The sequence below is a fragment of the Streptomyces sp. NPDC001222 genome, assembly GCF_042896945.1.
Lineage (GTDB): Bacteria > Actinomycetota > Actinomycetes > Streptomycetales > Streptomycetaceae > Streptomyces > Streptomyces gibsoniae.
In genome coordinates, this window is sequence record NZ_JBIAXT010000008.1 from 33145 (window position 1) to 49273 (window position 16129).

11 protein-coding genes are annotated in these 16129 nt (G+C 70.9%); 5 read left to right on the forward strand and 6 right to left on the reverse strand.

Features of this window, described 5'->3' with window-relative positions:
- Window positions 1-59: 59 nt before the first annotated feature.
- The gene (locus ACFY2Z_RS13785) at window positions 60-1154 is read right to left on the reverse strand and encodes a chemotaxis protein (RefSeq protein WP_390744374.1); all 1095 of its coding nucleotides are present in this window, start codon (window positions 1152-1154) and stop codon (window positions 60-62) included.
- 371 nt (window positions 1155-1525) lie between these two features.
- Between ACFY2Z_RS13785 and asnB the strand changes: the two genes are divergently transcribed.
- The 4 genes from asnB to ACFY2Z_RS13805 all read left to right on the forward strand — a co-directional run bounded on the left by asnB (window position 1526) and on the right by ACFY2Z_RS13805 (window position 7105).
- Window positions 1526-3367, forward strand: coding sequence for an asparagine synthase (glutamine-hydrolyzing) (gene asnB / locus ACFY2Z_RS13790; protein WP_390744375.1), 1842 nt, complete (start codon window positions 1526-1528; stop codon window positions 3365-3367).
- A gap of 185 nt (window positions 3368-3552) precedes the next feature.
- On the forward strand, window positions 3553-4176 hold the full coding sequence (locus tag ACFY2Z_RS13795; protein ID WP_390744376.1) for a chaplin: 624 nt from the start codon (window positions 3553-3555) through the stop codon (window positions 4174-4176).
- A 235-nt stretch (window positions 4177-4411) separates the two neighbouring features.
- Entirely contained in the window at window positions 4412-5332 is a 921-nt protein-coding gene (locus tag ACFY2Z_RS13800) for a GNAT family N-acetyltransferase (protein ID WP_390744377.1), read from the forward strand.
- Between the two features lie 318 nt (window positions 5333-5650).
- Entirely contained in the window at window positions 5651-7105 is a 1455-nt protein-coding gene (locus tag ACFY2Z_RS13805; RefSeq protein ID WP_390744378.1) for a hydrolase, read from the forward strand.
- Between the two features lie 57 nt (window positions 7106-7162).
- Here the strand turns inward: ACFY2Z_RS13805 and ACFY2Z_RS13810 are convergent, their stop codons facing one another.
- On the reverse strand, window positions 7163-9832 hold the full coding sequence (locus tag ACFY2Z_RS13810; protein ID WP_390744548.1) for a sugar-binding domain-containing protein: 2670 nt from the start codon (window positions 9830-9832) through the stop codon (window positions 7163-7165).
- A gap of 193 nt (window positions 9833-10025) precedes the next feature.
- Complete coding sequence (locus ACFY2Z_RS13815) at window positions 10026-11210, reverse strand: ROK family protein (RefSeq protein WP_390744379.1); 1185 nt, start codon at window positions 11208-11210, stop codon at window positions 10026-10028.
- Window positions 11211-11414: 204 nt separating this feature from the next.
- Here ACFY2Z_RS13815 and ACFY2Z_RS13820 point away from each other — a divergent pair, with 204 nt between their 5' ends.
- Window positions 11415-12863 (forward strand): APC family permease, encoded by a 1449-nt coding sequence (locus tag ACFY2Z_RS13820; RefSeq protein ID WP_390744380.1) that lies wholly within the window; start codon window positions 11415-11417, stop codon window positions 12861-12863.
- A gap of 92 nt (window positions 12864-12955) precedes the next feature.
- Here ACFY2Z_RS13820 and ACFY2Z_RS13825 read toward each other — a convergent pair whose 3' ends face one another.
- The 3 genes from ACFY2Z_RS13825 to ACFY2Z_RS13835 all read right to left on the reverse strand — a co-directional run bounded on the left by ACFY2Z_RS13825 (window position 12956) and on the right by ACFY2Z_RS13835 (window position 16102).
- Window positions 12956-13396, reverse strand: a complete 441-nt coding sequence (locus ACFY2Z_RS13825; RefSeq protein ID WP_390744381.1) for an SPW repeat protein — start codon at window positions 13394-13396, stop codon at window positions 12956-12958.
- A gap of 113 nt (window positions 13397-13509) precedes the next feature.
- Complete coding sequence (locus tag ACFY2Z_RS13830; RefSeq protein ID WP_390744382.1) at window positions 13510-14334, reverse strand: YihY/virulence factor BrkB family protein; 825 nt, start codon at window positions 14332-14334, stop codon at window positions 13510-13512.
- 391 nt (window positions 14335-14725) lie between these two features.
- On the reverse strand, window positions 14726-16102 hold the full coding sequence (locus ACFY2Z_RS13835) for a cryptochrome/photolyase family protein (protein ID WP_390744383.1): 1377 nt from the start codon (window positions 16100-16102) through the stop codon (window positions 14726-14728).
- Window positions 16103-16129 lie beyond the last annotated feature (27 nt).

Consider the following 16129-nt stretch of genomic DNA (forward strand, 5'->3'; position numbering starts at 1 on the left):
TGCCGCTCTCCCCTTCCGTGGATCATCCCCGGCAGGGTAGACCCCGGAAGAGGGCGGCCTCAGTAGCGGAGCACCCCGGCGATGCCCTGTGCGTCACCGAGCGCGCCGTCGGGGACGAAGCGGACCTCGGCGCCCGTGTCCAGACAGCGCTCGACGATCTCGTCCACGATGTCCTCGCGGGCGTCGAGGTCCCCGCTCTCGGCCGGTACGAGGTGGTCGCCGGCGTCGTCGCGGACCGTCACGCGGTAGTTCTCCTCGACGGCGAGCAGCCGGATCCGGCCGTCCGCCGCGTTCTGCCAGACCTCGTCCACACCGGCGGCGTACGCCTTGCGGCCGCGGGCCGCCTCCAACTCGCGGCTGACCCGTTCGACGTTCTTGCGGGCCTCGGCTGCGATCACCGGCTGTACCGCCTGCCACACGGCCTCGGGGGTGCCGTGCGCGAGGCCGCCGTGCGGCACGTGGACCGCCTCCCTGGCGACGCCGCCGGACTCGTCGAGCGCGGACAGGGCCGCCTGCTCGCCGGTGATGTACAGCGGCCGTGGGTCCTGGCGCAGGACCCGGCCCATCGCGATGTCGGCCTCGCGCAGGAAATGGCGGGTGTCCTCGTCGCGGAAGGTGCTCGGGGTGTCACCGATCTGCATCCGGCGCTCGGCGTCGAAGTTCTCCCGGCCCCTGGCCAGCGGGAAGGCGCCGATGTGGGCCTCGGTGACATGACCGGCGCCGCCGTTCCACAGCGTCACCCGGTCCGCGGAGACCGCCAGTACCCAGAACGGTCGCTCCGCGACGTGCGCGGCCACCAGGTTGCGGGTGAGGAAGGTGTCGGAGAGCACCACCCGCTCAGGCACCGAACGGGCCAGTGCCCACACCTGGTGCTCACCCGGCGCGGCGAAGATCACGACGCCGTCCTCGGTGTACGTCAGATCGATCTCGCTGAGCGCCTGGTCGAGCTGGGTCTCGACATCGATACGGCGATCGCGCGTGACCGCGGGATCGGACTCCAACTGCTTCTTCGCGTCGGCCAGCGCATTGCGCAGGCGCACGCGGTCCTGGGCGTTGTCCGGCTCGCGGCGGTGCGTCGGCGCGAGGACCGACACCGCGGGGTAGGGCCGCGGCCGGCGCAGTTCCGCGAGGGTCGAGGGACTGAGCGCTTCCATATGAGCACCTTAGGACCGATTCGCGTGTCGGGCATTCGGGGCAGTCGGGCCGACGACAATCACCGCCATGGCCTACGGCGAGGCCGGCGCCCGGTCGTGCGAGGGTTGAGGAACTCTTTGCCCATGGCCGGAACCCGGCCGTTCCGGCCCGGGGTGAAGCCGGTCCATGGGTCCGCACAGGGCAAAACGGGGCCGAGACCGCCGGATGACCGGGGCTCGCCGGGGTGAGCACGAGTTGACCGCCTCCCGTGGGTGGCAGACGCTCGACATATAGCTGCTCCATACACCTGGTTTGCCCGGAGGTAGCCGCTGCCCTGAGGAAGTCGCAGGTGGGCGGGTTGGTCCTGGCGACAGGACGCGGGAGGTCACATATGTGCGGCATCACCGGCTGGGTCTCCTACGACCGCGACCTGCGGACGGAGGGCGCGACCTTGGATGCGATGACGGAGACGATGGCCTGTCGCGGTCCCGACGCCCGCGGAACCTGGACCGAGGGGCCCGCCGCCCTCGGCCACCGCAGGCTCGCGATCATCGACCTGCCCGGCGGACGCCAGCCGATGACCGCCGAGACCCCGGGGGGCACGGTCGCCCTCGTCTACTCGGGAGAGGCCTACAACTTCACCGAGCTGCGCCGCGAACTGAGCGGGCGGGGGCACCACTTCGGCACCGACTCCGACACCGAGGTGGTCCTGCGCGGCTACCTCGAATGGGGCGACGCCCTCGCCGAACGCCTCAACGGCATGTATGCCTTCGCCGTCTGGGACGGCCGCGACGACACCCTCGTCATGATCCGGGACCGCATGGGCATCAAGCCGCTCTACTACTACCCGACCTCCGACGGCGTCCTCTTCGGCTCGGAACCGAAGGCCATTCTCGCCAACCCGCTGGCCCCGGCCCGGGTCCGCCTCGACGGGCTGCGGGAACTGTTCACCATGGTCAAGACGCCCGGGCACGCCACCTGGGACGGTATGCACGAGGTCGAGCCCGGCACGGTCGTCACCGTCGACCGCAGCGGCCCCCGGCGGCGCGTGTACTGGCAGCTCGAGACCCGCCCCCACACCGACGACCGCGCGGCCTCCGTCGCCAAGGTCCGCTCGCTGCTCGACGACATCGTGCGCCGCCAGCTGGTCGCCGACGTGCCCCGGTGCACCCTGCTCTCGGGCGGGCTCGACTCCTCCGCGATGACCGCGCTGGCCGCACGGCAGTTGGCCGTGCACGGCGAGAAGGTGCGCAGCTTCGCGGTCGACTTCGTCGGCCAGACCGAGCACTTCGTCGCCGACGAGCTGCGCCGCACCCCCGACACACCGTTCGTGCACGACGTGGCGCAGGCCTGCGGCACCGACCATCAGGACATCGTCCTCGACGTGGAAGCCCTCGCCGACCTCGACGTGCGCGCCGCGGTCATCCGCGCCCGGGACCTCCCGACGGGATTCGGCGACATGGACACCTCGCTCCTGCTGCTGTTCCGCGCGATCCGGGAGCGCTCCACGGTCGCGCTGTCGGGGGAGTCCGCCGACGAGGTCTTCGGCGGCTATCTCCAGTTCTTCGACGAGGAGGCCCGCGCCGCCGAGACGTTTCCCTGGCTCGTGCCCTCCGCCCTGCGCCTCGGCAGGGACGAGGAGATCCTGCGCCCCGAGGTGGCCGAGGTCCTGAATCTGGACTCCTACGTCGCGGACGCGTACCACACGGCCGTCTCGCGTGTCGCGCGCCTCGACGGCGAGAGCGACTTCGAGTACCGGATGCGGCGGATCTGCCATCTCCACCTGACCCGTTTCGTCCGCATCCTGCTCGACCGCAAGGACCGCACGAGCATGGCGGTCGGCCTGGAGGTACGCGTGCCGTACTGCGACCACCGACTCGTGGAGTACGTGTACAACACCCCCTGGACGCTGAAGTCGTTCGACGGCCGGGAGAAGAGCCTGCTCCGGGAGGCCACCCGGGACCTGCTCCCCAGGTCCGTCTACGACCGGGTCAAGAGCCCTTACCCCTCCACCCAGGACCCCCGCTACGCGGTCGCCCTCCAGGAACAGGCCAAGGCCCTCCTCGCCCGCTCCGACCACCCGGTCTTCGACCTGGTCGACCGGGAACGGGTGCGGGAGGCCACCGAACGCGACACACCGCAGATCACCCAGAACTCGCGCCGCGGCCTCGAACGCACCCTGGACCTCGCGCTGTGGTTCGACCTCTACAAGCCCGAGGTGTCCCTGGCCTGACGCCTCGGGGCGCGCGGACGGCGCGTGCGGTGGGTTCGGGGGTTCGACGCCGGGCCACTCGAAGGGGTGAAAGGCAGATAAGCCATAACTCGGATTGGTGCCTCTGCGTTTTATCGGGTGCGGGCGAGTGCTCGCGACCATGTCTGGAAGGCAGAGAACCTATGAAACGGGTTACCCGAAATGGTTTGATCGCCGCGGCCGCCGCCTCGGGGGCGTTGGTCACGGCGCTGCCGGCGCACGCGGACTCCGCGGCGCACGGCACCGATGCGGGTTCGCCCGGACTGATCTCCGGCAACAGCATTCAGCTCCCGGTGCACGTGCCGGTCAACGTGTGCGGCGACACCGTGAACGTCCTGGGGCTCCTCGACCCGGCCGCGGGCAACGCCTGCGTGAACCGGGGGACACACCGCGCAGGCCCGCGCCACGGGATCGGGACCGTCCCCGGTGGCGCCTCCGCGCGCGGCCGAACGGAGGGTTCGGGGAGCCTGCTCGCGGGCAACGAGGTGCAGGTGCCGATTCACCTCCCGGTGAACATCAGCGGCAACTCGGTGAATGTGGTCGGTCTCGGCAACAAGGCCGTCGGCAACACGTCCGTCAACTCCTCGCCCGGCCGGCCCCACCCCGCGCCGCGGCCGGTCGTGCCGCCGACGGTGCACACTCCCGCACCGGTCGTGGCCCGGCCCGTTTCGCAGGGGATGCTCGCCCACACCGGCGCGGAAGCACCCCTGCCCGCGCTCGCGGGAGGCGCGGCCCTGGTGCTTGGAGGAACGATCCTCTACCGCCGTTTCCGCGTGGGAGCGACCCGCTGAGTCGACCTGCGCACGCCGAGGAGGGCCCCGTCGCACGAGCGATCCGCGGGGCCCTCGTCCGGGTGCGAGGGAGCGGTTGACGGCTCGTCAGAAGCCGGGCCGGGGTGAGGAGATCGTTCTCGGCCACAGGGGGAGTCGGCATGGCGTAGGACTCCGGGATCGGGAAGGATGCTGCGGGTCCGGTGCGGCCGATCCCCGTACCGACCGCCACCCCCCCACGGAACGGAGCGCAACGATGACCTCTGCGGGCCCCCGAGCCCTTGTCGTCACCCGGGCCACGCTCGACGACTGGCCGGTGATCAGCGGCTGGGCGGCGGACGAGGGCTGGAACCCGGGACTGTCCGACGGCCCGGCCTTCTTCGCCCAGGACCCCGGAGGTTTCTTCATCGGACGGCTAGGCGGGGAGCCCGTGTCGGCCGTCTCCGTGGTCACCTACGGCGCCGACTACGCCTTCCTGGGCTGCTACCTCGTACGCCCCGATCTGCGCGGCCGGGGCCTCGGGCTGGCCACCTGGAAGGCGGGGCTCGCCCATGCGGGCGGGCGCACGATCGGCCTGGACGGTGTCGTCGCCCAACAGGACAACTACCGCCGGTCGGGATTCGTGTTCGCCCACCGCACCGTGCGGTACACCGGGCCGGCCCCCGCCGGGGGAACGGCGCCCGGAGTGCGCCCGGCCGAGAAGGCGGACCTCGACGCCGTGACGGCGTACGACAGCGCTTGTTATCCGGCCGACCGGCCCCGCTTCCTGGAACACTGGCTCACCGCTCCCGGCCATCGGGTCCTCGTCCACGTGGAGGGCGACCGGCTGACCGGTTACGCCGTGATCCGCCCGGCCCGCGACGCCCTGCGCATCGGCCCGCTGTTCGCCGACACCGCCGAGACCGCCGCCGCCCTGTTCAGCGCGGTGAGCGCCGAGGCCGCCGGCCGGGAGATCGCCATCGACGTCCCCGAACCCAACTCCCCGGCCGTCGCGCTGGCCGAACGCGGCGGCTATCCCGGAGCCGATGAAGGCTGCCACGATGCCGACGACGATCGTCCACAGCACGCCGATGTGCTGGCGGCCGGGGACGACGAGGCGTCCCAGGACGCCGATGACGAGCCCGATGACGAGTGCACTGATAATCCCCGAGATCTCCATCTTCGCCCCTTATCGTGAAGGTCTGCGCACTCCTCCAATGTGCCCGCTGAGCGGGGCAACAGTCCGTTCCGTCTCCATCTCCGGTCAACGTTCAATCTCCGGTCAACGCCGGGTCAATCCTCGCCCTGCCGGAGCGGCATTCTTCTGTCCCGCCCCCGATTTGCCATGTACCGTTCAACAGTCGGTCGCGTGGGCGGCGTAGGAAGGATTTCTACGCGCGCAGACCGCGGCCATGGCTCTACGCGCGCAGACCCGCGGCACCCGCACCTCGCTCCGCCCGAGTTCGCCCCACCCCCCACTCTCCCCGACTCCCCTCACCTCACGGAGGTCTGCCGGATGCTCCGATCCACCAAGGCCCGTCACAGACTCACCACGGCCCTCGCCGTGTTCGGCCTGCTCACCACGGGCGCCGCGGTCCAGGCGACCACGGCGGCCACAGCGGCCCACGCCGCCACCCCGCACCGCGTCCTGTTCGACAACGCCCATGCGGAGACGGCCGGAAACGCCGACTGGATCATCTCCACCAGCCAGCCCGACCCCCTCGGCCAGGACTCCTCCCCGTCCGTCGAGACGGACTGGACCGGCGCCCTCTCGTCCTGGGGCGTCGCCCTGCAGAAGACGGGCGACTACAGCCTGAAGACGCTGCCCTCGGGCTCCAGCCTGAGCTACGGCGGCTCGTCCTCGACCGACCTGTCGAACTTCGACACGCTCGTTCTCCCGGAGCCGAACACGCTGTTCACGACGGCCGAGAAGACGGCCATCATGAACTTCGTGAAGAACGGCGGCGGACTGTTCATGATCTCCGACCACACCGGCGCCGACCGCAACAACGACGGCGCTGACGCGGTCAAGATCCTGAACGACCTGATGACCAACAACAGCGTCGACTCCACCGATCCGTTCGGCTTCTCCATCGACTCGCTGAACATCGCATCCGGCTACCCGGCGGCCATCAGCGACAGCACCGACCCGGTGCTGCACGGTTCCTTCGGCACCGTCACCAAGAGCCTCATCGCCAACGGCACCACCGCCACGCTCAAGCCCTCCGACAACTCCTCCGTCAAGGGCCTGGTCTACCGCAGCGGTTACTCCGGCACCACCGGTGCCTTCTTCCTGACCAGCACCTTCGGAAGCGGCCGCGTCGCCTTCTGGGGTGACAGCTCGCCGATCGACGACGGGACCGGCCAGTCCGGCAACACGCTCTACGACGGCTGGAACGACTCCGGCGCCACCAACGCGGCCCTGGCCCTCAACGCCACCGCATGGCTCGCCGGCGGAGGCGGCAGCACCGGCGGCGGGGGCGGCGGCACCGGCACCTGCACCGCCGCCCAGCTCCTCGGCAACACCGGCTTCGAGGCCGGCGCCACCACCTGGAGCGCCAGCAGCGGCGTCATCACCAACTCCACCAGCGAGTCGCCCCGTACGGGCTCGTACTACGCCTGGCTGGACGGCTACGGCTCCGCGCACACCGACACCCTGTCCCAGTCGGTGACCATCCCCTCCGGTTGCACCTCCGCCACGTTCAGCTTCTATCTGCACATCGACACGGCGGAGACCACCACCAGCACGGCGTACGACACGCTGAAGGTCCAGGTCCTCAACAGCTCCGGGACCGTGCTGGGCACCCCGGCGACGTACTCCAACCTCAACGCCGGCAGCGGCTACACCCAGCGCAGCGTCAACCTCGCGAGCTACGCCGGGCAGACCGTGACCCTCAAGTTCACCGGCACCGAGGGCTCCAGCCTCCAGACGTCGTTCGTCATCGACGACACGGCGCTCGATGTGAGCTGACCTGTCGGTGAGGGGTGGGCCCTCGGGCCCACCCCTTCTCCGTCTTCCGCTCCCCGCTCACACGGCCGGCACGGTGCGCTCCGGAGTGTTCCAGCCCGAGACGCGCACGCCGGGCACCGAGCCGTGCAGATCGGCCGTCCGCCAGGTGGCGGTCAGCGTCGCCGACTCGCCCGGCCACAGGCTCACGTCGTTGTCCGACCACCGGACCGGCAGCACGGGCCTGCCGGCCGAGTCCACCAGATGCGCGTCCGTGAGCAGCGCGGGCGTCCTGCCCGTCCCCGCGTTGCGCAGGGTCACCGTGGTCGTCGAGGTGCCGTCCGGGCTCGTGTTGGTGGACGCCGTGGCCGTCACCGGCACCTGCGCCATCGAACTCAGCCCCGTCAGATCGGCGTAGCTCGTCGTCGGCGTGTAGTACCAGTCCGTGTGGGACCAGTCGAGCGTGTCGGGCTTGGTGGACAGCCAGTAGACATTGCGGCTGACCTCCTTGCCCGTGGAGTCGGTCAGCACCAGCCGGGCCAGGTACGTTGCCGTCAGGCCGCTCACCGACGAGGGCAGGGTGAGCGCGGTGGTGTGCGCGCCGTCCCCCGCGACGCTCACTCCGCTCGCCGTCCGGTCGTACTTCTGGGTGCCATCGGGGGTGAACAGCGTGACCCGGGCGGTCAGCCCGGACACGGACGCGTGCCGGTTGTTCACCACCACGACCGAGCGGTTGTCGTACCCGTACTGGACGTGCAGTGGCTCATTGGCCTTCTTGGCCCCGAAGTAGGCCCCGCCCTGGTCGAGATAACGGTCCATCAGCTGCCAGTGCAGCGAGGTCCAGCCGCTGTTGAACATCCAGTAGATCACGCCGGTCGACGGCCTGGCGGAGTCGGTGGAGTTGCGCTCGTACGCCTCGTACTGCGCCCGTACGTTCTCGTACTGCGCGAGCTGCGCCTTGCGTACGTAGTCCGTGAGACCGGTCGGCGGGCCGTACCGTCCGGCGAGCGCGTCGTCGTAGAGCTTGAGCGTGCTGAAGGTCGACGACGGGGAGCGGTGATACTGCTTGGCGCTCGCGTCCTTCCAGAGGGTGTCCAGCTCCGCCGGGCTCATCATGCGGCGCAGGGTGTCGAGGGTCGGGATGTCGGGGCCCGCGCTGGTCTCGGAGTTGAAGCCGGTGGCGCCGCCCTCGCGCTTGGCGTACCAGTAGTCCGGCGGGATCCAGTCGTAGGGTCCCGTCATCTTCATTCCGGAACTGCCCAGCTGGGGGGAGGAATTGTCGGAGGCCGCCGAGACCACCGGATCGGGCCAGTCGGCGGCCTTCAGGGCGTCCAGACAGTTCTTCTCGATGGTGGCGTCGGGGGCGAAGTCGCTGCCGATGAGGAAGGACACGACACTCGGGTGGTCGCGCAACCGGGCGGCCTCGGCGGCCATCGACGCCTTGGCGACCGGATAGTCGGCGGCGGTCCACTTCTCGCCCGGCTCACCGCCGTTGACGTTGCCCTCCCACTTGTCGCAGCACTCCCAGCCGGGCAGCGTGAGGATGCCGTAGCGGTCCGCGAGGTCGAAGAACTCGTCGGGTTCGATGTGCCCTTCGAGACGGATGGTGTTGAGCCCCAGATCGAGGGCGTACTTGAGGCGGTCCTCGACATAGCTGCGGTCCCAGCGCAGAAACTCGTCCGGCGACCAGCCGCCGCCCTTGATGAGCAGTCTGCGGCCGTTGATGCTGTACTGCCGTGCGCCGTCGGAGTTCAGCGGCGCCTTCACATCCCGGATGCCGAAGGTCTCATGGGCGATGTCCGAGGGGGTGCCGGAGACGGACGCGGTGAGGTCCAGCGCGTACAGCGGCCGGCCGCCCATGCCGGCGGGCCACCACACCTTCGGTGAGGTCAGATGCAGGCCGGGAACGTCGGACGGGGTGAACGTGACCGTCTTCGACTCGTGCGCGGCGAGCGGTACGTCCCTGGCGAAGGAGACCGAGCCGACGGTCCCGGAGAGCCGGGCGGTGACCGGGGCGTCCGAGTCGTTGCGGGCCAGCGCCTTGACCGTCAGGTCGGCGGCGGCGAGCGAGGGCACGTCGAGCCGGGTGAGGACATGGGCGTCGCGCACCGCGACCGGCCCGCCGCGGCGCACCAGTACGTCGCGGACGATGCCCATGTTCCGGTCGGGCGGGGGCTGGAGCCAGTCGATCCAGCCCATGGTCAGGTTCTTGTCGGGATCGTTGGGCCGGATGCGGAAGGCCACCGTGTTGGTGCCCTGCCGGACCAGCGAGGTCACATCCAGTTCGTGGTGGGTGTACGCGCCCGACACATCCGCGGCCTGCGCGACCTGACGCCCGTTGACGTACACGTCCGCGGCCGAGATCACCCCGCTGAAGTCCAGCCGGGTGCGCTCGGACGGATCGGGGACCGTGAAGTCCGAGCGGTACCACCAGGGGACCTGGAAGTCGGCCCTCGGGATCTTCTGCTGGTTGGCCGAGTAGAACGGGTCGGCGTACACGCCGTCCGCGAGCAGCGCGGCGAGGACAGTGGAGCGGGAGCCGGCCGGGTACCAGCCGGTCGCCGGATAGCCGGGGGAGGAGACCGCGTCCGGCGGGTCCCCGACCTTGGCCGTCGACTGGATGGCGTAGCCGGACAGCGCGGTCGCGCTGCCGGGCGCGGAGGAGATCCGGGTGACCCGGGGGTGCGAGGCGGTGCGCTCGGTGTGCGGGCCGGCCCACGCACTGGTCGTCAGTGTGCCCAGCAGGCCCAGGGCGACGACGGCCGGGGCGAGACGGCGTGCGGCTCCGGGACGAGGCGCGGTGCCGGGACGCGGTGGGGTGGGCGGGGCGGTGGAACACGGGGTCCTCCAGCCTCTTCGTAAAGTTAGGAAACTTTACTAACGCCGCCTCACGCTAGGGCGCGGGGTGCACGCTGTCAATCGCCGTTGCGAATGGGGGAGTTGGTCAGGGAGCCGTCGACCGGCGCTCGAACACCACGTCCCGTGCCGTGCCCAGAGCAGTCGCCAGTGCCCCCAGCAGCACGGCGTCCTCGCCCAGCCGGCTCGGCACGATCTTCGGGCGGAGCGGGGTGAGCGCACGCAGCGTCTCGCGGACGGGACGCAGCAGCAGATCGACGCTGTGGCCCACCCCGCCGCCGAGCACCACCAGGTCGGGGTCGAGCACGGCCGCCGCGGCCGCCACGGTGTGCGCGATGCGCTCGCCCTCCAGCTCCACCGCCCGGGTCGCGGCGGGGTGACCCTGCCGGGCCGCGCCGAAGACCGCCTTCGCGGTGAGCTGTCCGGTCATCCCGAACGCCCGCGCCGACTCGACGACCGCCACGCCCGACACCGCGTCCTCCAGCGTCTGGGGCTTCTGCCGCCCCGGCCACGGCAGGAACCCGATCTCCCCGGCCCCGCCGTGCGCACCGGTGAACAGCCGTCCCTCGCTGACGACTCCCATGCCGAGGCCGGTCCCGATCAGGATGTACGCGAACAGCCGGCTGCCCGTGCCCACGCCATAGGTGTACTCGCCGAGCGCGGCCAGGTTCGCGTCGTTGTGGACCTCCAGGGGGATGCCGAGTTCCTCGCGCATCCGGTCGAACAGTCCGGCCCGCCCCCAGCCCGGCAGATGCATCGCGTACCGCACCCGGCGCCGCTCCTCGTCGTAGACGCCCGGCGTCCCGACCACGGCGTGCGCGACCTCCTCGATCCGGGTCCCGGAGCCGGCGATCACCTGCCGGGCGGTGCCGACGACCAGGTCGGCCAGCGCCCTCGAGGTGCGGGCCCGGTTGCGCACGTCCGACCGGGCCACCACCTCGCCGGCGAGATCGGCGACCGCGATCCGCAGCCAGCCGCGGCCGATGTCGATGCCGAGCGCGTACCCGGCGGACGGATCCGGCGCGTACAGCACGGCCATCCGGCCGCGCTCGGGTGTGTGCGTACCGGCCTCGCGGACCAGTCCCGCCTCCTCCAGCGCGGCGAGCGCACTGGAGACCGTCGGCTTCGACAGGCCCGTCTCCCGGGCGAGCTGGGCGCGCGAGGCGGAGCCGGCGGCGCGCAGCCGGTCCAGGAGCAGCCGCTCGTTGGTGCTGCGCAGCCGTCGGCGGTTCCAGGGCTGATCCGGCTGATCTACGGCGTCGCTGGCGGGCATCGCACCATTCTCACGCATTCATGACGCGCTCTTGACGCCTCTAGTAAGACTCCTTAACTATATCCGCCAGTCAGCCTCGCCGGGCGAGTCAAGGGGAGCCCAGCGCCGGCCGGACACCCGCAGCCCTTGATCCGCGGGCCGCTCCGCGCGGTCGGTCCGCAGTCCGTGCATCCCTCTCCCCGAGTCCCGCTTCCAGGAGGTCCCGTGTCCGGTAGCCCGCCACCAGAGGGTGGTTTCGTCCGCCGAGTCGGCCTGTTCCAGGCGACCGCGATCAACATGAGCCAGATGTGCGGCATCGGGCCGTTCGTCACGATCCCGCTGATGGTCGCCGCGTTCGGCGGACCGCAGGCGGTCATCGGCTTTGTCGCGGGCGCCCTGCTGGCCCTCGCCGACGGGCTCGTCTGGGCCGAGCTGGGCGCGGCGATGCCCGGCTCCGGCGGCAGCTATGTCTATCTGCGCCAGGCCTTCCAATACCGCACGGGCCGGCTGATGCCGTTCCTGTTCGTGTGGACCGCGATGCTCTTCATCCCGCTGATCATGTCCACCGGTGTGGTGGGCTTCGTGCAGTATCTGGGCTATCTGGCCCCGGATCTCGGCCGGACCGCCGGTGATCTGATCGGGCTCGGCGTGATCGTGCTCGTGGTCCTGCTGCTGTGGCGGGGCATCGAGAACATCGCCCGCATCACGGCGGTGATGTGGGCCGTCATGATCGCCTCCGTACTGCTGGTGATCGTCGCCGCGGCCTCCGACTTCAGCCCCCACCTGGCCTTCACCTACCCCGCGGGCGCCTTCGAGCTGACGGGCGGTCACTTCTGGCTCGGCTTCGCGGGGGGCCTGACCATCGGCATCTACGACTATCTGGGCTACAACACCACCGCCTACATGGGCGCGGAGATCAAGGACCCGGGCCGTACGCTGCCGCGCTCGATCATCTTCTCCATCCTCGGCATCATGGCCATCTATCTGCTGCTGCAGATCGGCACGCTCGGCGTCGTCGACTGGCACCGCATGACCGACCCGAACGACATCGCCTCCACATCGGTGGCATCGGCGGTGCTGGAGAAGACCTGGGGCAAGGGCGCGGCGGACACAGTCACGGTCCTTGTTCTGATCACGGCGTTCGCGTCCGTGTTCACCGGCCTGCTGGGCGGCTCCCGGGTGCCGTACGACGCGGCCCGCGACCGGGTCTTCTTCCGCCCCTACGCCAAACTCCATCCCCGGCACCGCTTCCCCATGCTGGGCCTGGCCACCATGGGCGTGGTCACGGCGATCGGCTTCCTGATCGGCCGTCACACTGACCTGGCCACCCTGATCCAGCTGCTGACCACGGTGATGGTGCTCGTCCAGGCGCTGGCCCAGATCGCGGCCGTGACGGTACTGCGCAGCCGGCAGCCTGGACTGCGCCGCCCGTACCGGATGTGGCTGTATCCCGTGCCGAGCCTCGTGGCCCTCGTCGGCTGGCTGGTCATCTACGGCTACGCGGACAAGAACTCCCCGGGCCGCCACCCCGTCGAGTGGTCACTGGGCTGGCTGGTGCTCGGCTGTGTGGCGTTCCTGGTCTGGGCCCGGCTGGAGAAAGTCTGGCCGTTCGGGCCGAAGGAGATCGTGGAGGAGTACCTCACGGCCCCGGAGGCGGAACCCGCGAGCGCGTAGTCATCGGGGGTGGGATGTGTGGGCCGGTGCGCTGCCGCGGACCGGCCCACGTGCTTGTCGTGTGCGCGGTCCCCGATGACGGGCGGATGCGACTACGGGCGTCGAGTGGCCTTTGCCGTCGCGCCCATGCACAGCATGCCCAGCACCACGGCGAGGGCGCCGATGACGATGTTGTTGACCACGACTCCGGTGTCCGGGGCCGTGCCCACGATCCACGGCGAGATGATCATCCAGGCGCCCAGGGCGCACATGGCCCAGCTCAGACCGTACATACGCTCCGGCATGACGGTGAACCCGAGAGCCAGCAGACCGATCGCTATCCCCATGATGAGGTTGTGCGTCACCAATGGGGGCTGGCTCGTCGTGTAGTGGAGTATCCACGGGGACGCGGCGCAGTACAGACCGAGCAGGAACACCGGTCCGTCCATCAGCGCCACATCGCGGCCGCCCAGTACGCGGGCGTAGCGGGCCCGCATCTCATGGACGTCGGGGTGGGTCGTCATGTCCCCTCTGGTGTGCGAGACGTCAGCCATCACTCGACTCCTTCCACTTCGCAGGCATGACCGCGCCTGGTGCGGTATGCGGTGAAGGGCTGCGTATGCTTATTGTGCTCTTATTTTTTCTTTATGTGTAGATACTGGTCGCGTCAGCGCTCGCGCTCGGCACGCGTCAGTTCGGCCGTGAACTGGGATCCCGCCAGCAGCGACAGATGGGACATCCACAGCCACACGAGGAAGACGACCACGCCCGCGAGGGACCCGTAGAGCCTGCTGTAGGCGCCGAGCCCGTCGGCGTACGCCGTGAACGACACGGAGGCGGCCAGCCACAGTGCCGCCGCCAGCACCCCGCCCGGCACCGCGTGACGCAGGGTGCGGGCCTGCGGCGGCCCGGTCCGGAAGAGGACCAGCACCAGCAGCGCCACCAGGGCCATCAGGGCGGGCCAGCGCAGCAGGACCCAGACGGCCTCAGCTGCCTCGCCGAGCCCCATCCACCGCCCCAGCGCCCGCACCAGCGAGCCGCTCAGGACGAGCAGCAGCGCGCTGCCGAACAGCAGGGGCAGCAGCGTCACGGCCGTGAGCAGGATCCGGTGCGCCTTGCGCAGGGCGGGGCGGTTGTCCGCGACACCGTGCTGGTCGTGCAGCGCGCGCCGGAACACCGCCAGATAGCTGGAGGCCGACCACAGCGCACTCGCCCCGCCACCGATGGCCACCGTCAGCGCGGCGGACCGCTCTCCGGCCAGGCGGCGCAGCGTACTGTGCAGGGCCGTCCCCGCCTCGGCCGGGGCCCAGGCCGTGACCCGCATGATCAGTGCGTCCGTGAGATGCGGGCTGACCGCCCCGATCAGGGAGAACGTCATGAGGAACGTGGGCAGCAGGGCGAGGATGGCGTAGTACGTCAGGGCCGCCGCCCAGTCCGACACATCGTCCCGCCACATCGCCACCGGTGTGCGCCGCAGGGCCGTCCACAGCACCGGCCATGAGCGGCCGGCCCGGGTGAACGCATGCTGGGGAACGACCGGTGAGTCCGGGCCGGCCGGCGCGCCGACCCGCCGCAGCCGTGGACGTCTCCTGGGGGATACCGACGCCTGCCCTTCCACCACTGCCCTTCCCTCCGAGCCGCGTCGCGCGCGACCGTGCGTACCGTCGCCCGGCCCGCTGGTGCGGGCGCCGGGTGGCGGACCCGTCTGTCACCCATTCCCTGACCCGCACACGCAAGGCCATGCTGTCACCCGGTCGAAGGAGGCCCGGCCCGGGGTGCGACGGACTTTTCGAGCACCGGTCCGGTCGGTCGTCAGATGCCGCCGGGCGGCGGCTCGTTCGGGTCGGCCGGTTCGGCAGGCCTTTCGGGTCGGGCGGGGCTGTTCAGTCGGTTCCGCGGGCCCGCCTGAAGCGGGCCAGGCCTTCGGCGAGGTCCACGATCGGGTCCGGGTAGGCGGCGTAGGCGGCGCGCTCCTGGCCGCGCAGCTTCCACGGCTCGTGCACCAGGGGCGCGTCGAGCCCGGCGAGTTCGGGCACCCAGCGGTGCACGTACACCCCGTCCGGGTCATGGCGCTTGGCCTGGGCGATCGGGTTGAGGACCCGGTTGGGCCGGGTGTCCGTGCCGGTTCCGGCGACCCACTGCCAGTTCAGCTGGTTGTTGGCGAGGTCGCCGTCGACCAGCAGCTCCAGGAAGTGTCGGGCGCCGACCCGCCAGTCCACGTACAGGGTCTTGGTGAGGAAGCTCGCGGTCAGCAGCCGGGCGCGGTTGTGCATCCATCCCTCGTGCAGCAGCTGGCGCATCGCCGCGTCGATCACCGGGTAACCGGTGCGGCCCTCCCGCCACGCTTCCACGTCCGCGTGTGCAGCGCGCCCGGAACGCCAGCGGTCGTGCTTCGTGCGGTAGTCGCGGGTGCCCGCGTCCGGCCGCGCGGCCAGCACCTGACGGTGGAAGTCCCGCCACGCCAGCTGCCGTACGAAGGCGTCGGCGCCCGGGCCGCCGGCCTGCCGGGCCCGGTGGACGAGTTCGACGGCGGAGAGCGTGCCGAAGTGCAGATGTGGCGAGAGCCGCGACGTGGCATCGCCCGCCAGGTCGTCATGGCGGTCCTCGTACGCGTTCACACCGCCGCGCAGCCAGGCCGCGAGTCGCTTTCTGCCCTCGCTCTCGCCGCCCGGGGCGAGCCCCGGGGAGAGCCCCGGAAGCTCTGCCCGCACGGGGAGTTCCTCGGACCCGACGGCGTCCGGCACCTCGACCGTGCGGGGCGCGCCCAGGGTGTCGCGCAACCGCTGCCCGGACCACCGCCGGAAGTACGGCGTGAAGACGGCGAAGTGGTCCGAGGCGGCCGGGGTGACCTCGCCGGGCGGCACGGCGGTGGTCACGGCGTCATGGACGTGCAGCCGGCGTCCCGCCGCCTCCAGGGCCCGCCGCAGCCGCGCCTCGCGCCGGTGGGCGTAGGCGCTGACATCGGCCGCCATGTGCACCACGTCGGCGTCCGTCTCGGCCGCCACCCGGCACACCTCGTCGGCGACGTCCCCCGAACGGACGACGAGACGGCCGCCCCGGGCCCGTAGACCCGCGTCGAGGTCCCGCAGACAGTCGGCGAGGAACGCCAGCCGGTTCGGCGCGGCGAACCCCGCGGCGGCCACGGCCGGGTCGCGCACGAACAGGGGCACCACCTGCCGGGCGTCGGCGAGGGCGGCCCGCAACGGGGGATGGTCGTACAGGCGCAGATCCGAGGTGAACAGGACGACCGAGACGTTCATGGCGTGCACTCCGGGACGCGTGCGGGT